Annotated in this window: 20 protein-coding genes and 2 pseudogenes; 11 read left to right on the top strand and 11 right to left on the bottom strand. The window is 69.2% G+C overall.

The window, feature by feature from the left end; all coding sequences use genetic code 11:
- Nucleotides 1-101 precede the first annotated feature (101 nt).
- A complete protein-coding gene (locus ABD466_RS17220; RefSeq protein ID WP_344658078.1) occupies nucleotides 102-2,189 on the top strand; it encodes a TolB-like translocation protein in 2,088 nt (695 codons plus the stop codon).
- Between the two features lie 63 nt (nucleotides 2,190-2,252).
- Here the strand turns inward: ABD466_RS17220 and ABD466_RS17215 are convergent, their stop codons facing one another.
- The 3 genes from ABD466_RS17215 to ABD466_RS17205 form a co-directional block, all read right to left on the bottom strand.
- Nucleotides 2,253-2,591, bottom strand: coding sequence for a hypothetical protein (locus ABD466_RS17215; protein ID WP_344658077.1), 339 nt, complete (start codon nucleotides 2,589-2,591; stop codon nucleotides 2,253-2,255).
- Between the two features lie 385 nt (nucleotides 2,592-2,976).
- Nucleotides 2,977-3,537 carry an NUDIX domain-containing protein gene (locus ABD466_RS17210; protein WP_344658076.1) on the bottom strand — a complete coding sequence of 187 codons (561 nt, stop codon included), beginning with the start codon at nucleotides 3,535-3,537 and terminating at the stop codon, nucleotides 2,977-2,979.
- Nucleotides 3,538-3,610: 73 nt separating this feature from the next.
- Entirely contained in the window at nucleotides 3,611-3,736 is a 126-nt protein-coding gene (locus ABD466_RS17205) for a hypothetical protein (RefSeq protein ID WP_344658075.1), read from the bottom strand.
- A 48-nt stretch (nucleotides 3,737-3,784) separates the two neighbouring features.
- On the opposite strand from ABD466_RS17205, the gene ABD466_RS17200 reads away from it, so the two are divergent.
- Complete coding sequence (locus tag ABD466_RS17200; protein ID WP_344658074.1) at nucleotides 3,785-4,030, top strand: hypothetical protein; 246 nt, start codon at nucleotides 3,785-3,787, stop codon at nucleotides 4,028-4,030.
- Between the two features lie 205 nt (nucleotides 4,031-4,235).
- The gene (locus ABD466_RS17195) at nucleotides 4,236-4,577 is read left to right on the top strand and encodes a hypothetical protein (RefSeq protein WP_344658073.1); all 342 of its coding nucleotides are present in this window, start codon (nucleotides 4,236-4,238) and stop codon (nucleotides 4,575-4,577) included.
- Nucleotides 4,578-5,188: 611 nt separating this feature from the next.
- Here ABD466_RS17195 and ABD466_RS17190 read toward each other — a convergent pair.
- A complete protein-coding gene (locus ABD466_RS17190; RefSeq protein ID WP_344658072.1) occupies nucleotides 5,189-6,841 on the bottom strand; it encodes a fumarate hydratase in 1,653 nt (550 codons plus the stop codon).
- Nucleotides 6,842-6,963: 122 nt separating this feature from the next.
- On the opposite strand from ABD466_RS17190, the gene ABD466_RS17185 reads away from it, so the two are divergent.
- The 3 genes from ABD466_RS17185 to ABD466_RS17175 are packed head-to-tail and all read left to right on the top strand — an operon-like array spanning nucleotide 6,964 to nucleotide 9,773.
- On the top strand, nucleotides 6,964-8,325 hold the full coding sequence (locus tag ABD466_RS17185) for a CynX/NimT family MFS transporter (RefSeq protein WP_344658071.1): 1,362 nt from the start codon (nucleotides 6,964-6,966) through the stop codon (nucleotides 8,323-8,325).
- Between the two features lie 13 nt (nucleotides 8,326-8,338).
- Nucleotides 8,339-9,049: a FadR/GntR family transcriptional regulator gene (locus ABD466_RS17180; protein ID WP_344658070.1), complete on the top strand. Its 711-nt coding sequence runs from the start codon at nucleotides 8,339-8,341 to the stop codon at nucleotides 9,047-9,049.
- Nucleotides 9,050-9,107: 58 nt separating this feature from the next.
- A complete protein-coding gene (locus tag ABD466_RS17175) occupies nucleotides 9,108-9,773 on the top strand; it encodes a DUF1707 SHOCT-like domain-containing protein (protein WP_344658069.1) in 666 nt (221 codons plus the stop codon).
- Nucleotides 9,774-9,902: 129 nt separating this feature from the next.
- Here the strand turns inward: ABD466_RS17175 and ABD466_RS17170 are convergent, their stop codons facing one another.
- Nucleotides 9,903-10,265: a YbjQ family protein gene (locus ABD466_RS17170; protein WP_344658068.1), complete on the bottom strand. Its 363-nt coding sequence runs from the start codon at nucleotides 10,263-10,265 to the stop codon at nucleotides 9,903-9,905.
- A gap of 128 nt (nucleotides 10,266-10,393) precedes the next feature.
- A complete protein-coding gene (locus ABD466_RS17165) occupies nucleotides 10,394-10,930 on the bottom strand; it encodes a hypothetical protein (RefSeq protein WP_344658067.1) in 537 nt (178 codons plus the stop codon).
- Between the two features lie 667 nt (nucleotides 10,931-11,597).
- Between ABD466_RS17165 and ABD466_RS17160 the strand changes: the two genes are divergently transcribed.
- Entirely contained in the window at nucleotides 11,598-12,098 is a 501-nt protein-coding gene (locus ABD466_RS17160) for a SigE family RNA polymerase sigma factor (protein ID WP_344658066.1), read from the top strand.
- 35 nt (nucleotides 12,099-12,133) lie between these two features.
- Complete coding sequence (locus tag ABD466_RS17155) at nucleotides 12,134-13,096, top strand: hypothetical protein (RefSeq protein WP_344658065.1); 963 nt, start codon at nucleotides 12,134-12,136, stop codon at nucleotides 13,094-13,096.
- Here ABD466_RS17155 and ABD466_RS17150 read toward each other — a convergent pair.
- From ABD466_RS17150 to ABD466_RS17140, 3 genes and pseudogenes are all read right to left on the bottom strand, one after another.
- On the bottom strand, nucleotides 13,068-15,113 hold the full coding sequence (locus ABD466_RS17150) for a thioredoxin domain-containing protein (protein ID WP_344658064.1): 2,046 nt from the start codon (nucleotides 15,111-15,113) through the stop codon (nucleotides 13,068-13,070). The two genes, ABD466_RS17155 and ABD466_RS17150, sit on opposite strands and share 29 nt — an antisense overlap.
- 52 nt (nucleotides 15,114-15,165) lie before the next feature.
- Nucleotides 15,166-15,816, bottom strand: a complete 651-nt coding sequence (locus ABD466_RS17145; protein ID WP_344658063.1) for a hypothetical protein — start codon at nucleotides 15,814-15,816, stop codon at nucleotides 15,166-15,168.
- Nucleotides 15,817-15,859: 43 nt separating this feature from the next.
- Nucleotides 15,860-16,021 (bottom strand): annotated as a pseudogene (locus tag ABD466_RS17140) (DUF255 domain-containing protein); the annotation flags it as partial.
- A 112-nt stretch (nucleotides 16,022-16,133) separates the two neighbouring features.
- Between ABD466_RS17140 and ABD466_RS17135 the strand changes: the two are divergent.
- The 3 genes from ABD466_RS17135 to ABD466_RS17125 all read left to right on the top strand — a co-directional run bounded on the left by ABD466_RS17135 (nucleotide 16,134) and on the right by ABD466_RS17125 (nucleotide 18,833).
- Nucleotides 16,134-17,270 (top strand): Fic family protein, encoded by a 1,137-nt coding sequence (locus tag ABD466_RS17135; RefSeq protein WP_344658062.1) that lies wholly within the window; start codon nucleotides 16,134-16,136, stop codon nucleotides 17,268-17,270.
- A gap of 147 nt (nucleotides 17,271-17,417) precedes the next feature.
- A complete protein-coding gene (locus ABD466_RS17130; RefSeq protein WP_344658061.1) occupies nucleotides 17,418-17,651 on the top strand; it encodes a hypothetical protein in 234 nt (77 codons plus the stop codon).
- A gap of 3 nt (nucleotides 17,652-17,654) precedes the next feature.
- Nucleotides 17,655-18,833 (top strand): hypothetical protein, encoded by a 1,179-nt coding sequence (locus tag ABD466_RS17125; RefSeq protein ID WP_344658060.1) that lies wholly within the window; start codon nucleotides 17,655-17,657, stop codon nucleotides 18,831-18,833.
- Between the two features lie 150 nt (nucleotides 18,834-18,983).
- Here ABD466_RS17125 and ABD466_RS17120 read toward each other — a convergent pair whose 3' ends face one another.
- Entirely contained in the window at nucleotides 18,984-19,280 is a 297-nt protein-coding gene (locus ABD466_RS17120; protein WP_344658059.1) for a hypothetical protein, read from the bottom strand.
- A 19-nt stretch (nucleotides 19,281-19,299) separates the two neighbouring features.
- Nucleotides 19,300-19,912, bottom strand: a pseudogene (locus tag ABD466_RS17115) (hypothetical protein); the annotation flags it as partial.

Below are 19,912 nucleotides of genomic sequence, written 5' to 3'. Positions count from 1 at the left end.
CCGCCGATCGCGGCGTTATCGAACCGTGACATACTCTTCGGTCAACCTCTGGTCCCGACCCACGTCTTACGGGTGACACCGAAACGGGGAAGGACCCGAAGATGAGCCAGCTTGCTTCGCGTCGCGTCATCGTGACCGCCGCCACCGCCGCTTCCGTCGCATTGCTGGCCACGGCCTGCGCGAAGTCGACGCCGCAGTCCTCGTCCGGCCCGGCGCCGGCGCCGGCTGCCGCGTCGACATCCGTCGGCGACGCCGCCCCGGTCGCCGTCGCGGGGACCCCCTCGCCGGCCGCCCCGGCTCCGGCCGCGGCCACTCCGCAGTACGCCGCCGGGACGCCACTCCTGTCCGACGGTAGCCGAATCGTTATGATCGGCGGGACGCCGGTGACCTTCCCGACAGAGGTCTCCGAGGCGGCCTGGTCGCCGGACGGCAGCCGCGTCGCCTTCATCGACGGCGCCGGGAACGTCGCCACCGCCCGGCCCGACGGCAGCAGCCTGGTGGTGATGGCGAAGCCGGATCAGGGTTCGAAGCTGTCGACGCCGGCGTGGCGGGGCGGGGCCGTGCTCTACACCGAGCAGAACGCGGCCGGGACACACTTCGTGCGACAGGCGCGGGTGGCCGGGCAGCTGGACCACTCGGACAGCCAGGAGCTCTACACCATCGGCCCGGACGATGTGCACGACATCGCCGACACCTCGAACCCCGCGGGAGCGGAGAACGTCGGCGTGGAGATCACGACCACCTCGGTCCTTTTCCAGACGCACGGCGCGAAGGGTCCCGAGGTGTGGTTCCACCAGGAAGACAGCACCGCCCGTGGCGGGGTGAACCCGGCCCTGAAGCTGACGGACGGCGCCTGGCCCGCGCTGAGCACCGACGGCAAGGTGGCGTTCGTCGGAACCGGTGGTCAGATCGATGTGCTGGCCTCCGACTCCCTGTACACCGCGCGGAACGCGAAGCCGGTGAAGATCGGCGACGGCGCCGCTTCCGTATCCCACCTGGCCTGGACTCCCGACGGCAAGAAGGTCGCCTACTCCACGGCCGACGGCATCATGGAGATCTCGGTCGACCAGCCCGGCGCCGCGCAGCGACTCTCCTCCAAGCCGGGAGTCGTCTCCTTCCTGCCGGCCGCCGCCGACGAGGTCGTCACCCTGTCCGGCTCCTCGCCGACCGACCTGGTCGGCGCCTCGATCGCGGCGTCCCGGCACCGCTGGCTGACTCAGACCAAGAACACTCCCGCTCCCGCCGGCGCCGGCCCGCGCGGACCGTGGGCGATGTCGGTGACGATCGTCGCGGCCGACGACCCGGCCACCGCCCAGAAAGAGCTGTCGTGGGCCGGTCTCTACGGCCCCACGCTGCTGACCACCGGCCACGACGCCTTCGACACCCGCCTCACCGCCGAGATCAAGCGTGTCCTCGGCGCCAAGAACACCGACGCCCAAGTGCAGCAGTACTTCCCCGCCCTCGACAGCGTCTACCTCGTGGGCGCCCCCGGCGCGATTCCGGCGAGCGCCGACGCCGCCGTCAAGGCTCTCGGCTTCAAGCCGGTGCGGGTCACGACGGCCCCGAAGCCGGACCCGGCGCACACCGACCCCGCGACCGTGGCGATCGTCGACCAGGGCGACACGGCCGCCGCGAACGAGGCCAAGGCCGAGGGCTGCCGCGTGATGACCCTCAGCGGCGGCAAGCTGTCGTCGTCCGACAGCGCCTACCTCACCGGCCTCGACACCAACTACACAAACTCCGCACCGCGCATCATCGCCTTCGGCGACAAGGCCGAAGCCGCCGCCAACACGCTGCGCCTCAAGCGCTTCGCTCCCCCGGCCGAGGCCCGGAGCACCACGCACGCGGACTTCGTCGCCGCGAGCGCCGACGCCGGCCCGCTGACCATCGTGCCGTCGACGTCGCCGACCGACTTCCTGCTCGCCTCCCTCAGCGTCCCGGCCACCGGCTACCACGACGACAGCGTCTCAACCGTGATCATCGACCCGGCCCAGGGCATCTCCCCGACCCTCAAGGCGCTGCTGGACGAACGCTCGGCGGACGTCGACGAGGTCGACGTCGTGGACAGCAGCGGCACACTGTCGCCCGCACTCCTGGGCCAGATCAGCACACTGATCAGCGGCCCGCTCGGCGCGCAGTCGATCGCGAACCAGACCGCCGACGCCCTGCTGAAGGCCCGGCAGAAGTAGTCAGCACAACGACGAGGCCCCGGTCAGCCAGCTGACCGGGGCCGTACCGTTTCCCTTCGCGGATCACAACGCCGAGAACGCTCCGAGGCCCTGGAGCAGCACCGCAGCCCCGCCGACGGCCAGAACGCCGCCGACAGCGCGCAGCATGCCGACGTCCGGCACCGCTCCGGCACGACCGCGGCGCCACTGGCGCTGGGCGGCGTTGAAGTGCTGAACCGGTTGCCGGTCCAACCCACCGGTCAGCAAGCGCATGCACTTGTCCGCGTAGCCGCGCAGGTTGGCGGCCAACGCGGCGCCGTGAGCGAGTGCCGCGGCACCCCACAGCAGCATGAACCAGTTCACGAACACCACCCCCTTGGTACCTCGGCCCATCAGCGTCGGGACGCATCCGCGTTCTGTCAAACGGTCAGGCCAGGCGAGCCGTCACGCCGTCGGGGGCTTCGATCCGATCCGCAGCGTCGGCCCCGTCACTCCACGACCCTGCGACGGCTACACCCGTTCACAAGCCACGCCAGACTGTGTCTAAGCACAGGGCCACGCTCCTGGGATTCCAGTGTTGGGGACGCCCCTGCATTCGTCTCGCTCGAACCGCCGGGTCATTACAGGGACGCACCTACCATGATCCTTACTACTGACGACCCCGAACACGCTGCCGCCGAACTTGAAGCGCTACTCATCGCGTGGGCATGAGCCCCAGACGAGACGAGACGAGATATCCACCACCTTGTCCATGGTGATAAACCTCAGGTGCGGGTACTTCTCGGCAAGGCGAAGCGTGCGCCGGGGATCAGTCCGGTACCGTGTCAGCCGGTCGAGGATCTCCCGCTTCTGCTCCGTGGTCCCGGTCAATCTCTCGTTCGGTGTGAGCACGCTCAACGCTGTCCCCCTCAAACCAGTAACGATGCTGTTCGATCAATTTCCTGTGTGACGGCAGTAAGCCGTCCGGTAGCGCGTCGATGTCGAAGAACCCGGCGTCAAGGACTTCCTTCGGGTCCGGGATGTAGATTCCGCCGACGAATTCGCCGAGGAACACGACTTCGGCGCGGAGCTTGAAACCAGTCACCAGCGCGACCGGCTCAGATCGGGTCTTCACCTCATAGCCGGTCTCTTCTCGCGCCTCTCGCACGATCGTCTGATCCCAGGTCTCGCCACCCTTGGCGTAGCCGGTGACCAGTCCCCAGGGCCGTGAGGGCTTCCACATGCGTCCCTTGATCAGAAGCACTTGCCCGTGCTCGTCACGGACGAGCCCGGACACGCCGACGATGAACTTGGGTTGTGTGGCCCACAGGATGCGCCATTGCACGCCGCCCGCGTGGCGGCCGATGAAGGTCCAGATCTTCTCTCTCATCGGATCAGCCTGTCAGGGCTCACCATGACGGCGCGGACTAACGCGCCGGACGCTGAACACCGGATGCGGTGTCCTAGCGGAACGACTGGTAGGCGAACCCGAGCATCACCAGTGCGACAATCACGCCGAGGGTCTTCACGGTGTGTTCCTCCTGCGGTTTGGCTGCGCTCAGGAAGTCGGTTGCGGTTGGAGTGCTCATGCCGCCCGACCCGTCCCGAACAGGGAGAACATCAGGGTTTCTCGGAGCATGACTATGAAGATCGGCGGGTCGCCGCTGGCTTTGGCCCAAGCCGCCGCCTACCGCCTGCCCACCGGTCGCAGCCTGGCCGACTACCTGCGCCTGCTGCGGGAGGATCACGAGGAGATCCTGGCGCGCAACGCTCCGGCGGGCCGTGCCGCACCGATGGCGGCGGCCTGGTCGCCGGCCATGGCCGAACGGGAGGCCACCAGCCCCGCCGACCGGCCGATCGGCATGAGGGCTATCGCCCCTTGACACCGCCGAAACCGGCAGCCCAGCGGCCCGGACCGGTGTCCGGAGCCGGTACGGGACGGTTCGCGGGGGTCGACGACCGAGTCGGGAATCAGGGTTCTGGGTAAGTACCGGCTCGGCGTCGGGTGACCCCGGACGCCCCCGGCCAGGCCGGGGACCGACCTCGTCGCGCCCGGCATCCGCGCACTCGTCCGATGGGAGATCCTCAGTGCAATTTCGTAGTGCCGTAGCCACCCTCGGCACCGGGCTCGCCGCGACGACCATGGTGGTCGCCGGCGCCGGCCTAGCCCACGCCTCCACGCTGGCCTTCGTCTCGAAGACGTGCATACCTCAGGGAGCAGGAGTCGTCGACTGCGTCGCCAATGTGACCGGCGGCACCGCTCCGTACACCTTCCACTGGAGCGACGACCCCTGGGACGACGGTAACGGGTCGGAGGGCTACTGCAACGCTGGCCACGCGGACACCGTCACGGTCACGGTCGTCGACGCCACCGGCGCGACGATCACCGGGACCATCAACTTCTTCTGCAAGGGCGGCCCGCCGCGGTGACGCCGCGGCCCGGCCAACCGGTCGCAGTGAACTGAGCCACGCCGAACTGAGCCACGCCGAGACGGCAGGACGCGCTCTCGCCCGGGAGCGCGTCTTCAGCACCGGCGGTGGACGATGCAGTGGCCGCGCTTCGCCGGCACAGTCTGGTCGAGCTGACCGGTTCGCGTGAATTAAGTCATTAGACAGAGTGTGCGGCGGTCGATGGATCTACCGTGTCTGATCCGCCAGGGTGGTGCTGTCGCTGGTGCTCGTCTGCGAGCACCCGGAGTAGGCCCGTGATCTGCGGTTCCGTGCCGACCTCTTCGCTTGACGGACAACTGAGCCAGCCTCGCGGCATCCGACACCTTCCAGCCCTGGAGGATGCAGTTCCCGGTCTCGTCGTCGTAGTAGACGGTCGGAGACCCGCCGTTCTTGCTGTCGGGGTCCTTACCGAGCATGTGCAGTGCCATGGTGCCCTCCGTTGTGGTGGCTGACGACTGATGAGTCACAGCTTGCCGCGACTGCTGATCCAGAGATCAGGAACTTGCTCGAACTTGCTCCGGCAAAAACGAAGCCCCAGCACACACGATCGTGTGCCGGGGCTGAACGTCAAGGCTCGTCAGAGCCATAGCTCACGCAGTCGGTGGCTTCGATCCGATCCGCAGCGTCGGCCCCGTCGTGTCCGTGAAGAAGTCATTCCCCTTGTCGTCCACCACGATGAACGCCGGGAAATCCTCCACCTCGATCCGCCACACGGCCTCCATGCCCAGTTCGGCGTACTCCAGCACCTCGACCTTCTTGATGCAGTCCTGGGCCAGGCGGGCGGCCGGGCCGCCGATCGAGCCGAGGTAGAAGCCGCCGTACTCGGCGCAGGCGTCGGTGACCTGCTTCGAGCGGTTGCCCTTCGCCAGCATCACCATCGAGCCGCCGGCGGCCTGGAACTGGGCCACGTACGAGTCCATGCGGCCTGCCGTGGTCGGGCCGAAGGAGCCGGACGCGTAGCCCTCAGGGGTCTTCGCCGGGCCGGCGTAGTACACCGGGTGGTCCTTCATGTACTGCGGCATCGGCTCGCCGGCGTCGAGGCGCTCCTTGATCTTGGCGTGGGCGATGTCGCGGGCGACGACCAGGGTGCCGGTCAGGGACAGGCGGGTCTTCACCGGGTACCGGGACAGCTCGCTGCGGATCTCGGCCATCGGGCGGGTGAGGTCGACGCGGACCACCTCGTCGTCGAGGTGCTCGTCGGTGGTCTCGGGGAGGAAGTGGCCGGGCTCGAACTCCAGCTGCTCCAGGAAGACGCCGTCCTTGGTGATCTTGCCCAGGGCCTGGCGGTCGGCGGAGCAGGAGACCGCGATCGCGACCGGGAGGGAGGCGCCGTGGCGGGGCAGGCGGATCACGCGGACGTCGTGGCAGAAGTACTTGCCGCCGAACTGGGCGCCGATGCCGATGTGCCGGGTCAGCTCCAGCACCTCGGCCTCCAGCTCAAGGTCGCGGAAGCCGTGGCCGGACGGCGAGCCCTGCTTCGGCATCCCGTCCAGGTAGCGCGCCGAGGCGTACTTCGCGGTCTTCAGGGCGAACTCGGCGGAGGTGCCGCCGATCACGATCGCCAGGTGGTACGGCGGGCAGGCCGAGGTCCCCAGGGAGCGGATCTTCTCCTCCAGGAACTTCATCATGGCCTTGGGGTTCAGGATCGCCTTCGTCTCCTGGTACAGGAACGACTTGTTCGCCGACCCGCCGCCCTTGGCCATGAACAGGAACTTGTACGCGTCCCCGTCCGCGGCGTACAGCTCCACCTGCGCCGGCAGGTTCGAGCCGGTGTTCTTCTCGTCCCACATGGTCAGCGGCGCCATCTGCGAGTAGCGCAGGTTCAGCCGCGTGTAGGCGTCGTAGACGCCGCGTGCGATGTGGGCCTCGTCGCCGCCGGAGGTCAGCACGTTCTGCCCGCGCTTGCCCATGACGATCGCGGTGCCGGTGTCCTGGCACATCGGCAGGACGCCGCCGGCCGAGATGTTGACGTTCTTCAGCAGGTCCAGCGCCACGAACCGGTCGTTCGGCGAGGCCTCGGGGTCGTCCAGGATGTTCCGCAGCTGCTGCAGGTGCCCGGGCCGCAGGTAGTGCGCGATGTCGTGCATCGCCGTCTCGGTGAGCAGCCGCAGCGCCTCCGGCTCCACCTGCAGGAACGTCCGGCCGCCGGCCTCGACGGTGCTGACGCCCTCGGTGGTGAGCAGGCGGTACGGGGTCTCGTCCGGCCCCGCGGGGAGGAGGTCGGCGTACTCGAAGTCAGGCATGTGCCCAGCGTACTCACGGCTTCGGGACCGTTCGGCGGTGCGGCTGTGCCGTCGGCCACACCGGGCGCCCGGAGCCCGGGCTCCGCTTGAAGCTAAACGTCATACGTCTTACCATCAGACGCATGATGATATCGCTCGACCGCCCCGGCACCGGCCCGAAGCCCGGCCGCACCGACGCCGAAGGGCCCCTCGAGCAGCTCCACAAGATCGAGCGCCTCGGCGAGCCGACCCGGCCGGCCGAGCCCGAGGAGCGTCAGCAGCAGAACCTGGCCGGCGGTGCGCTGATCCTGGCCGGGATCATCGTGGTCGCGGCCAACCTGCGCCTCGGCGTCTCCTCCACCGGCCCCCTGCTGGACCAGCTCCGCGACCGTCTGCACCTCGGCGGCGCCGTCGTCACCCTGCTGCCCACGCTGTGGGTCGTGATCTTCGCCTTCGCCGGTCCGGCCGGCTCCTCCCTGGCCCGCCGCCACGGCGCCGGCTCCGTGCTGGCCGCCAGCCTCGCCATCCTGGTCGCCGGCTCCGCGGTCCGCGGCATCCCGGACATCCCCGGCCTGCTCGCCGGCTCCGTGCTGGCCGGCATCGGCATCGCCCTGGGCAACGTGCTGCTGCCGGTCGTGGTCCGCACCTACTTCCCGCACCGCGTCGGCGCCGTCACCGGCATCTACTCCACGATGATCGCCCTGGGCTCGACGGTCGCGGCCGGCATCGCCGTCCCGCTGTCCGACACGCTCGGCGGCCCCTCCGGCGGCCTGGAGTTCTGGACCGTCCCGGCGCTGGCCGCGCTGGTCCTGTGGACGGCCAGCCGCACCCACCGCCGCGACCGCGACATCCGCGCCGCGCACCCCGCGCACGGTCCCGGGCAGCCGCACATCCCGCTGGCCGCCGCCGCCCGGTCCAAGCTCGCCTGGGCCATGGCCTTCGCGTTCGGGCTGCAGAGCATGGTCGGCTACGTGGTCATGGGCTGGCTGCCGACGGTGCTGCACGAGAGCGGCATGTCCCAGGCCGGCGCCGGCACCGTGCTGAGCCTGATGTTCGCGGTGAACGCGCCGCTGTCCTTCGTCGTGCCGCTGACCGCGGCCAGGCTGCGCAGCCAGCGGCCGCTGGCCCTGGCCCTCGGCGCGGTCTTCGCCCTCGGCTTCGTCACGCTGATGGTCGCGCCGGTCACCCTGGCCTACGTCGCGGCCGTCCTGATCGGGATCGGCATGGCCGCCTTCCCCCTGGTCCTGACCATGATCGGGCTGCGCGGCGGCACCCCGACCGGCACCGCGGCGCTGTCCGCGTTCTCCCAGTCGGCCGGCTACCTCATCGCCGCCTTCGGCCCGATCATGTTCGGCCTGCTCGGCCACGCGCTGCACTCCTGGACCGTCCCGCTGGGGATCATGGTGGTCGTCGTGCTGGCCCAGGCGGTGGTCGCCGGCTACGTGGGGTCGCCCGAGCGCGGCACGTTCGCCCCGGCCGACTCGATCACCGAGCCCGCCAACTGAGAGACTGCACGTTGTGGCGAACGGACTCACCGGCATCCAGCGCGGCTCCCTGGTCGACGAGGTCATCGACAAGCTCCGCGAGCAGATCGGCAGCGGGGCCTGGCCCGTGGACACCCGCATCCCCACCGAGCCGGAGCTCGTCGAGGCGCTGAACGTGGGCCGCGGCACGGTCCGCGAGGCGGTCCGCGCCCTGGCCCACGCCGGCCTGCTCGAGGTGCGCCGCGGCGACGGCACCTACGTGCGCGCCCGCTCCGAGCTCTCCGGCGCCCTGCGCCGGGAGATCCAGGCCACCACCTACGACCACGTCCAGGAGGTCCGCCGCGCCATCGAGGTCGAGGCCGCCCGGCTGGCCGCGCGCCGCGCCACCCCGGCCGACCTCGAGTCCTGCGACGAGGCGCTGGCCGCCCGCGACGAGGCCGCGCGCCGCGTGGAGCAGGCCGCCCTGGACGACGACAGCTGGGTCGACGACTGGGTCGAGGCCGACGCGCACTTCCACACCGCGCTGGTCGCCGCGGCCGGCAACCCGCTGCTGCTCGACCTCTATCTGGAGATCGGCAGCGCCCTGCGCACGGTGCTGCGCGAGCGCGCCCGCCGCGACGACTTCGACCGGTTCCTGGTCGCCGGGCACGGATCGCTGCTGGAGGCCATCAGGGCCGGGGACGCGGAGGCCGCGGTGCGGGAGGCATCGCTCAACGTGGAGACGAGCGGAGAGCTGGAGTTGTAGACGGCTGGGTGCCGCGGCCGAAACCCGCTGCGCGCGCCTCCCCCGTATAGTGCGAAAGGTGAGCGTTCCCGCAGCCAGCGCCTCCAACGATCCCCACCACGCCATGCGCGCGTCCGACGCGGACCGTGACCGCGTCGCCGACGCCCTGCGTGAGGCCTATGCCGAGGGCCGCCTCGACGTCGACGAGCACAACGAACGCATCGATCGCGCGTACAAGGCGAAGACGCTCGGGGAGCTCACGCCCCTGCTGTCCGATCTGCCGCAGCGCCACATCACGGCGGCCCCGGCCCCGACCGCCGGCGGCGCGATCGGCTCGCAGCCGCCGATGCCGGCCGAGTACGCACCCGGATCCAAGATCACCGCGGTGTTCGCGGAGCAGAGCCGCGGGGGCCGGTGGATGGTGCCGTCGCAGACGACGGCCGCGGCCGTCTTCGGCTCGGTCACCATCGACCTGCGCGAGGCCGTGCTCACCCAGCGCGAGGTGGTCATCATCGCCAACGCCGTGTTCGGCTCGATCCAGATCAAGGTGCCGCACGGCGTCGTGGTGCGGGACGAGGGCACCGCGATCTTCGGCTCGCGCACCGGCTCGGACCGCAACGCGGCCGGGGACGTGCCGGTGACGCCGGACTCGCCGGTGGTCATCGTCCGCGGGGTGGCGCTGTTCGGCGAGGTGTCGGTGAAGTACCCGAAGATCTCGAAGCTCGGCAAGTTCCTCGGGCGCTGAGACGGTGCCGAGGTCGCTGGCGAGCTCGGGCGCTGAGACCGGCGCCGGGGTCGCTGCCGAGCTCGGGCGCCGAGGCCGGTGCCGAGTTGGCGCTGAGACCGGCGCCCGGTTCCGCACCGAGGCCGTCCCTCACGTCGCGGCGCTGACCACGCACGCCGTCCCGTAGGCGCAGATCTCGGTCCCCAGCTCCCCGGCCGACGTCTCGAACCGCATCGCCAGGACCGCGTTCCCGCCGCGGCTCGCGGCCTCGTCGGTGAGCCGCCGCATGGCCTCCAGCCGGCTGTCGACGAGCATCTTGGTCTGGCCCTTGAGCTCCCCGCCCTTCAGCGACTTCATCGCCGAGCCGAACGAACTGGCGACGTTGCGGGCCCGCACCGTCAGGCCGAAGACCTCCCCGAGGACCCGCTCGACGCGGAACCCGGGGAGGTCGTTCATGGTGCTCACCAGGACGTCGATCGACGGATCCTGGCCGCCGCTGAAGTCAGAGCTCATGGAAACAGCCTGGCCACAAGCCGCGCGAAAGGCTCGTCACGTGGGCGAACGGGTTAGTTCGGTGCTGTGGGGGGGGTCGGTGCTGGAAGTCGGTGCTGAGGGTCGGCACTGGAAATCGGTACTGGAGATCAGTGCTCGGCCTCCCGGTCCGGTCCGGCCTCACGCACCTCCTCGACCTTCCGCATCGCGTCCCGCAGCTCGCCGATCCACTCGCCCGCGTTCTTCTCCACCAGACGCACGCACCACGCCAGCGCGTCGCTCCGGCTGCGCGCGACCCCGCCGTCCACCAACGTGTCCAGCAGCGCCCGCTGCGGCTGCTTCAACCGGGTCATCACCGGCACGGACAAGTGCGTGAACAGGCGCCCGTCCTCCCCGCACCGCACGCCCCACGAGACCTTGCGGCCGAACTTGTGCTCCGCGTCCCGGGCCACGGCCATCCGCGCCTCGCGCGTCCGCTCCCGGAACTCCTTGATCCGCCCCTCGACCGCGGCGGCCTTCTCCGCGTCCGAGGCGCCGTCAGCGTACGCGGGCTCGGATATCCGCCCGACGACCGTGATCTCCTCACGGTCGACCGTCACCTCGGGGGCGCCCTCGAACAGGTCCTCCGGCAGCCGTCCCGTGAACCATCCTCGTGTCTTCTCGATCAGTTCTTCACGTGTAGCCATGTATCTACGATTACACGATTACAGCGACTACGACAGCCTTGACGGCGCACAAAGAAAGGCCGGGCGTTCGCCATGAGCGAACGCCCGGCCCGTTCCCCCTGGTCCCCCCAGGGAGGTCTGCGAGACCTGCGTGATCTGTGCCGTGATCGCTGCGTCGGAATTCAGCGCACGCGCTTCACCGTGAAATAGGGAGTCCTCTCCAGGTGCCTGCCAAGCCTGACGGGGCTGTGACCCGTGACTGGCCAGAGTTCCACGGGTCCGTGCGGTGGACGTCGCACCGTCCACATCCAGCGCCGCGAGCCGCCGTGCCGAACCGGTCCACACTCCGGATCCGCAGGGGCGCCGCCGCCTGGTGGTACTCGCCCGGCGCGCTCGGACCCGGCGTCCACGATCGCGATGGCCGTCGCGATCGGGGCCGGCCGGTCGAGCTCCGGACGGTGGCGGCGTGTGCGGTGCCGCCGGGTTCAGAGTAGGGCGGCGGCGAGCGCGCCTGATCCGTCAGGCGACGTAGAAATACGCATCACAATGACTAGGAGAACCCGATCCCGCCCTACGTCCTTCGTCCGCGGGATCGGTACCGGCTGAATCCCGCCGCCGTCCGTGTAACACCGGCCCGGGACCGCGCGTCGGTAGGGGTGGACTGTCCGATAAAGGAAGCGCGGTGGCCATGGCGAAGCACGACGACGAGTTCCTGGAGTTCGCTTCAGCGCGGACCTCGCATTTGTTCCGGACCGCGTACCTCATGTCCGGGGACTGGCACCAAGCCGAGGACCTCGTGCAGGAGACACTCGGCAAGGTCTTCGCGGTCTGGGGACGCAAGCGCCGGATCGAGAACCCCGACGCCTACGCCCAGACCGTGCTGACCCGGACCTTCATCTCCGCCAAGCGCAAGCGGAGTTCCCGGGAGATGCCCTCGTCGCAGATTCCCGAGCGCGAGTTCCACGAAGCCGACGCGACCCTGCGTATGACCCTGCTTGCCGGCCTGGCGGAACTGCCCGCCAAGGACCGGGCGGTGCTGGTGCTCCGGTTCTGGGAGGACCGCAGCGTGGAGGAGGTGGCGCACATCATGGGCGCCAGCTCCGGCGCGGTGCGGACCCGGACCAACCGGGCGCTGGCCAAGCTGCGGGGGACGCTGGGCGACCGGCTCCCGGATCTCGCACTCATCTGAGAACCCACACACGGCTGAGAACGAAGGACACGAATATGAGTGACGACCTGACCCGCGCCATGCGGGCGACGGCGGAGAACCTGACGCCGGACATCGGCAGGCTGACGGCCGGCGGCGTCGAGCGCGGCGTGCGCAAGCGCCGGGCGCGGCGGATCTCGCAGATCGCGGGCGCCGCGGCCAGCGTGACGGCGGTCTTCGGGGTGGTGGCCGCGGTCGCGCCCGGGTCCCACGACGCACCCGCGTCGGCCGCGGCCGGCGTCGCGCCGGGAGCGGTGGCGGCAACCTCGCCCGCCGCGCCGGCCTCGACGCACAGCGCGGCGGTGGGCGCCACGCCCACCCAGGACCCGTCGACGGCGAAGTCCCCGTCGGCCTCCCCGGCGCTCCCCGCCGCGATCCCGCCGCAGCCGGCCCCCTCGGCCCCGCCGGTCAGCGGCGAGGACATGGTGAAGCTGCTGAAGGAGCAGATCGCGGGAATGGGCTTCAGCAGCGTGACCGTGCTGAACAAGGCCGACACGAAGACCGCGGGCGGCCCGTTCGCGGTGCTGAAGGTCTCTTTCAGCGCCGGCCAAGGCGACGTCTCGGTCAGCCTGGAGGACCAGGCCTGGGGCAACGTCCATTACGGCAGCCCGCTGCCCAAGGGCGTCACCATCCACACCCTGGCCGACGGCTCGCACGTGGTGATCTACAACGGCCTGCAGTGGCCGGCGGGCAACGGCGACCCGTCCGCGAAGCGCCTGGACGCCACCTGGTACCGCAACGACGGCGTCGCGGTGAACGTCGAGGCCATCAACGAGGTCGTGGAGAAGGGTGCCACGACCGCGACCGCGGTGCCCCTGACGCCGGACCAGGCCGAGAAGATCGCCACCGCGTCGGTGTGGGACGCGGCGGCGAAGTCCAAGGCGTACCAGGGATGGCTGGACTACCAGTCGGCGATGGCGGCGAACGGCAAGCCGGTCTCCCCGAACGGCTCTACGCCAGCTGGGAGCGGAGCTCACTGAGCTCGGTCGTAGGGGCCTGACACACGAAACCCCGGCACACATACGCGGTCGGTTCGCCAGCGATGGCGGGCCGGCCGCGTAGCAGTTCCGGGGCCTCCGCGGCGTCGGGAACCTCGCCGGCCGGCGGCGTCACGGCGATGACGAGGCCGGGTGCTGTGGCGGCCAGCGCGGCTTGGTGCATCGCGCGCAGACCCGCCGCCTTCTCGGCATCGGCCGCCTCGCCGACGACCGCCACCTCGCGCGGACCGTCCACCAGCGCCTCCGCCACCGCGAGCCCCCAGCCCGCGAACCGCGGCGCCCGCTCCGCCAGCGCACCGGTGAAACGCAGGGCCTGCTCGGCGGCCTCCCGATGGCGTCCGGAACCGGTGAGGGCGCCGTAGGTCAGCAGGGCGCCGGCCGCGGCCGACGTGCCACCGGGCGTGGCGTTGTCGGTCGGATCCGCCGGACGGAAGATGAGCGCCTCACCGTCGGAGGCGGTGTCGTAGAAGAGGCCGTCCTCATCGCGGAACTCGTCGAGGACGACGTCGAGCAACTTGCCCGCGAGACGGTACCAGCGGGTCTCACCGGTGACGGCGTACAGGGCGAGCAGACCCTCGGCGACGTCGGCGTAGTCTTCGAGGACACCCGGGTTCTGCTGACCCGCGACGCCGTCCCGCGAGGTTCGGGTGAGACGGGACGCCTTGTCGTCCCAGTGGACGCGCTCAAGCATCTCAGCAGTCTGCCGCGCGGCGTCGACCAGCTCGGGCCGGCCGGTCAGCGCACCGGCCTCGGCCAACGCGGCCACGGCTAGGCCGTTCCACGCCGCCACGGCCTTGTCGTCCCGGCCGGGCGCGGTGCGCTGCTCACGGCGGGCTTCGAAGAGCCGGGCGCGGACGCTCTGGTAGCGCTCGGCGTCGTCAGGGTCCTGCAACAGCTGGAGCACCGACAGACCGTGCTCGAAGGTGCCTTCCGGCGTGACGTTGAAAGCGGACGCGGCCCAGGCAGCGTCCTCAGCACCCAGAACCGCCATAAGCTGGTCGGCGTCCCAGGCGTAGAACTTGCCCTCGACACCGTCGGTGTCGGCGTCCAGGGAGGAGGCGAAGCCGCCGTCGGGGCCGAGCCGGAGCTCGCGCAGCATCCAGTCAGCGGTCTCGTTCACGACGCGCAGCGCGAGCGCATCCCCCGTCGCCCGCCAGAGGTGCAGGTAGACCCGCAGAAGCAGGGCGTTGTCGTAGAGCATCTTCTCGAAGTGCGGCACGACCCACTCGGCATCGACCGAGTAGCGCGCGAACCCACCACCGAGCTGGTCGTACATGCCACCGCGCGCCATCGCGGCACACGTCGCCTGCACCATGGCCAGCGCAGCGGGCTCACCGGTCCGCGCATGATGCCGCAGCAGATGCTCCAATGTCATCGACGGCGGAAACTTGGGCGCACCCCCGAACCCACCCCGCTCCGCATCGAACTCCCGCAGCAACACCCCTACAGCAGCCCCCAGCGCCTCCCCATCAGGCACCCCCTCAGCCCGCGCCACCACCCGCGCATTATGCGCAAGCTCCGCCACGAGACCGTCCCCAGCCCGCAGCACATCCTCCCGAATCTCCCCCCAAGCCCGATCCACGGCGACCAGCAACTGCCGGAAGGAAGGCATCCCGTGCCGCTCGACCGGCGGGTAGTAGGTCCCGGCTTGGAAAGGCTTCCCCTCCGGCGTCGCGAACACCGTCATCGGCCACCCGCCACCACCGGTCATGGTCTGCGTAGCAGCCATGTACACGGCATCCACGTCGGGCCGTTCTTCGCGATCGACCTTGACGCAGACGTACTTCTCGTTCATGAGGGCGGCGATGGCTTCGTCTTCGAAGCTCTCGTGCGCCATGACGTGACACCAGTGACAGGCTGCGTAGCCGATGGAGATGAGGAGGGGGACGTCGCGGCGGCGGGCCTCGGCGAAGGCCTCTTCGCCCCAGGGGTACCAGTCGACGGGGTTGTCGGCGTGCTGGAGGAGGTACGGGGAGGTGGCGTCGGCGAGCCGGTTCATGACTTTATCCTTGCACGTTCGATAGCCAGGGCCAGGCGCCGACACCGCCGGTTCAGCCGCCGCGCAATCCCCATTCGTCCAGCCCTGAGTAGATGACAGCCTTCAACGCTCCTGGGTGCCTCAAGACCTCTGCTTCGCCTCGATAGACCGCCACGAGCGAGTCGGCACCGCGCCACCAGGTGTCCCAGAGTCCTTGGACCTCCGCGATCTCCTCCAAAGCTTGGAGATTCAGATCATCAACCGCGATCCCCCGGACAACCTTGATCGTGTCTGCCCACAGGGCAGCATGCCGGGCCAGCGCGATCGATTCGATCCAACCCTCGATGTCGCGATGAAGCGCTGTCCACCCGCCGTCGCCGAAGAGGCCGAACTCGCCTGAAGGCCCAATGGCGAATAGATATGGGATAGCCGAACGCTGGGTACCCACCTCGAAGCACCAACCGTTGGACTCGAGGGTGGGCACATCCGCACTGAGATAACGTGGCCCGCCGTCATAGACCGGCGACGGGGGCAACACCAGCCCGCCCCATCGCGCCTCGAAGTCAACCACCCGATCGATTTGTTCGGCAGGGACCCCCGCCGCCAACCATCGATCGCGTTCTTCGTTCAACGGCAACGGATCCATGCGGATGCCGTGCATGCGCACAAAGGTCGCTGCCCGCCGGGTCAGCCCAGTCGGCACGTCGCCGATGTTGCGTTCCATCAGGCCGCCTGATCTGGATGCCCGATTACTGGCCTATTTGACTGACGTGACACCAGTGACAGGCTGCGTAGCCGATGGAGATGAGGAGGGGGACGTCGCGGCGGCGGGCCTCGGCGAAGGCCTCCTCGCCCCAGGGGTACCAGTCGACGGGGTAGTCGGCGTGCTGGAGGGGGTAGGGCGAGGTCGCGGCAGCCAGTCGGTTCACGGTGTCAGCCTCCCATATCCGCCTCGGCCCGGGCCGTGCTCCCAGTTGTACGGCGCCATCGCCGGGCACGGAGGGCTTTGACGTAATGATTACGTCAAACTATCATTGATGCATGCTTTACCCGACGCCTCCGCTCCACGCCGACGACCAGCGCGTACTCGGCGAGATCGAGCACGCTCGGGAGAGTTTGAAACACCAGGTGAGCACCTCGCCGGCGAAGTGGACCGCAGGATTGCGGAAGTTCCTCACGGCCGACGCCGTCGCGGCGTCGAATTCCATCGAAGGCTTCAAGGTTTCGACGGTCGACGTCGAAGATCTGCTCGACGGCGAACGCGATGTAGACGTCTCCGACGAGAACCGTCAGGAGACACTTGCCTATCAACAGATGATGACGTACGTCCAAACGCTGCATGATTCGGCTGACTTCAGCTACAGCAAAGGCCTTCTCAACGGGCTGCACTGGATGCTGCAAGGTCACCGACACAGCAACCGGAAGCCGGCCGGGCAATGGCGTCGCGGACCTGTCTACGTCACCGATGCCCGCGACCCCAGCATCGCCGCGTACACGGCTCCGGACGCCGCTGACGTCCCTGGCCTCATGCATGAACTCATCGACTGGCTGAACAGCGACGACCGAAGCCACCCCCTCGTACGCGCGGCTATGGCGCACTTGGATCTGGTGTCCATCCATCCCTGGGCTGACGGCAACGGGCGTATGTCACGATCGCTGCAGACGCTCATGATCGCGCGCGAAGGCGTTCTCGCCCCGGAGTTCTCGTCCGTCGAGGCATGGTTGGGACGGCCTGGCAATACCTGGGAGTACTACCGCGAGCTTGCACGTCGCGGCGCCAAGTACCTTCCGGACCAGGACGTCTCCAGTTGGGTCCGCTTCAATCTCACGGCGTATCACCAGCAAGCTCAAACGGTGCGAGGCAGGTTCCATCGTTCGGGTCAAGTGTGGACCGAATTGTCGGCCTTCGCGGCGAGCACGGGCCGCGATGAGCGGATCGTGTCCGCCCTTCATGACGTGGCGATGGCTGGGCGCGTCCGTCGTTCTCGCTATGAGCATGCCGAGAATCTCAGCATGCAGCAGGCCCAGCGGGACCTACGCGACCTCGTCACGGCTGAAGTGCTCGAACCCGTCGGCCGCACACGGGCCCGCTACTACAAGGCGGGCGCGAGATTCCCTGAACAAGCGCTTCACATCGCGCGCACGCCCATGACCCTGTCCGACCCGTACTCGCGGTGACCGTCGGTCGTAATGCGATACCGCTCCTGGGATGACCTGGACTGGCGACAGGCCCTCGGCGGCTACCTCGATCTGCTCGGCACATCGACATCGATTCACTCCCAGAAGTGACTACTCCGATCGGCATGGCGAGGTAGCGTCACCGGTGTGGGCACGCTGAGCGATAACGTGGACTTCCCCTTCTCGACTGTCGTCTTCGGCGTCGAAGTGAACGTGACCGGTGTCGACGAGGGGCCGGGGCCCGGTATCGCGGCGGTCTGCCGTCGTGACAAGGGACCACAACGCATCGGAATCCTGGACCTGCCGCTGCCCTTGCCATCACCGCCGCCGGCCGGGTCGGAGTGGATCGCGGCCCACCGCCACTGGCTCACCGGAGCGTAGACGTTGAGCGAGTATCAGTACTACGAGTTCCTTGCCGTGGATCGGCCGCTCACCGACGACGAGTACGAGCACGTGTGCGGGTTGTCGACACGGGCGGAGATCACCCGCACCCGGTTCGTGAACGAGTATCAGTGGGGCGACTTCCGAGGAAGCCCGTCTGCGCTGATGGATCTCTGCTACGACGCGCACTTGTACTTCGCGAACTGGGGCACGCGGATCCTGATGCTGCGTCTGCCGCTGTCCTGGCTCGACCTGGATACCGCAGCCGAATACTGCAACGACGAAACCTTCAGCGCCCGCCGCAGCGGAAAGAACATCGTGCTGGAGTTTCAAAGCCAGGACGAGAGCGGCGACGACCGGGGGTACGAAATCCCCGGCTCACTCGGCTTGTTCGTCGCCATACGGAACGAACTATCCGCAGGTGATCTGCGTCCGCTCTACCTGGCCTGGCTGGCCGGCGCCTACTACCTCTGGGACGGGCACGAGGACGACCAGTCAGACGGCAGCCAGGATAACGGCTACGGAGTCGAACCACCTGTGCCGGCGGGCCTCGCGCAGTTGACAGCGCCCCAGCGTGTGTTGGCTGACTTCCTCCGCGTAGACCCAGACCTGCTGAAGGCCGCAGCGGAGACCTCGGCGCCGATAGTTGATAAGCCTGCCTCCGACCAGGACGCGGCCGTGGACGCCTGGATCGGTGGGCTCACCAAGAAGCAGAAGGACGACGCCCTTCGCAGCTTGCTGTCCGACGACCACACTCGTGCCCGCAAGGAAATCCTGCGGAGCCTTCGGCCACGCGCCCCCAAGCCCTCCACCGTTCGACGCAGGGTGTCCTCGCTCTTGGCAGCAGCAGCTTCCCAGGCCGACATCCGCGAAGCGGAGCGGCAGCGGGAACTCGAGCGGCAGCGGGAGCTGCGCGAACAGGAGGCTCAGCGCCAGCGTGAAAGCCGGCTCGCCATGCTCGCGGACCGCGGTGAGCGGCCGTGGGCCGACGTCGCGGACCTGATCGCCGCGAAGAAGCCGGCCTCATACGACGCCGCCGTCCGGCTGCTCACCGACCTCGCCGAGATCAGTCGCCGCCGCAGGCGATCCCCGCAGTTCGCCGAGCGGCTTGCGGAACTGCGCGCGACTCATCAGCGCAAAGCGGGTCTCATCGAACGGCTGGACGCCGCCGATCTACCGTGACTTCGCGATGGACAACGGTCTGACCCGGCCGAACGCGGCGGTTGGCGACTAAATTACTTAGCGCGTCAGGTGGTACCAGTGACAGGCCGCGTACCCGATGGAGATGCGGAGTCCGCGGCAACGTCCTTCGGCGCGCGTGGTGTGGCGGGGCTACCCGAAGTACTGGTGTGCGGTTTCCGGCGGCTCGGCTTCCTTCCACCTCTTGATGATGCCGCTGACGACGGTCAGGAAGTCGGTGACGGCGCCGGCTTCGGGGTTGCTGACGTCCCCGTCGCCTTTGCGGAAGCTCATGGTGCCGATCGGGGCGCCGGTGGCGTCCACCGGGCGGAAGGTCGCCGTCCGGACGTCGAGGCCAACGTGTCCGGAGGGGCCGTTGGTGGACTCCCACTCGTAGACGGCGCTGGCGCCGTCGTACCCGATTCGGGTGATTCTTACTGAGTAGGCCACTGCCCGTCCTTCCAAACGCTCATATGTACTTGGCACCGTATCCCACGCCGTCCCTGGCGGCCGCGGTCTCGTCCCAGGTGTGGCCGGCATCGATGGCCGCCTGGTGGGCGGCGCTGTAGCTCTGGCTGCCGTGCTCGATCATCCATGAGGACTCGGCGAGCTCGTGGCGGAGCAGGTCGATGTCGGCCGGGTGGGGGATGCCGTCCTGCAGGCGGAGCCAGGCCTCGGCCATGTGGGGGTTGGCGTCGAAGACGCTGACGCGGCTCTCGCCGTACATGTCCAGCTCGTGCTCGTCGACGAAGACGTGCTTGAAGATCTGCTGGATGTCGGCGGCGCTGAAGCCGTGCTCGGCCGCGGTGGCCGCGACCTTGTCCAATTGCGGATCGGCCCGAATGGCGTCGTAGGCGAGGTCGCCCCACTCGCTCATGAAGTCGACCGCGCCGCGGGCCCGGCGGACCACGGAGCCGCCGGTCTGGAGAATCTCCGCGCTGTCGCGCAGGATCCCGGCACCACTGCGCAACAGCCCGGCCATGCCGACGAGCAGGTCCTTGGCGGCGCCGCCGACCGCTCCGGCGATGTGCAGGCCCGCGCCGAGCATGCCGCCGGCGCGGAAGGCGTCGGCGACGGCGGCC

Origin of the sequence: Catenulispora subtropica, from assembly GCF_039531675.1 — a bacterium.
Classification (GTDB): domain Bacteria; phylum Actinomycetota; class Actinomycetes; order Streptomycetales; family Catenulisporaceae; genus Catenulispora; species Catenulispora subtropica.
The sequence above is the reverse complement of the archived record's forward strand: the minus strand, read 5'-3'. Positions and strand labels throughout refer to the sequence as shown.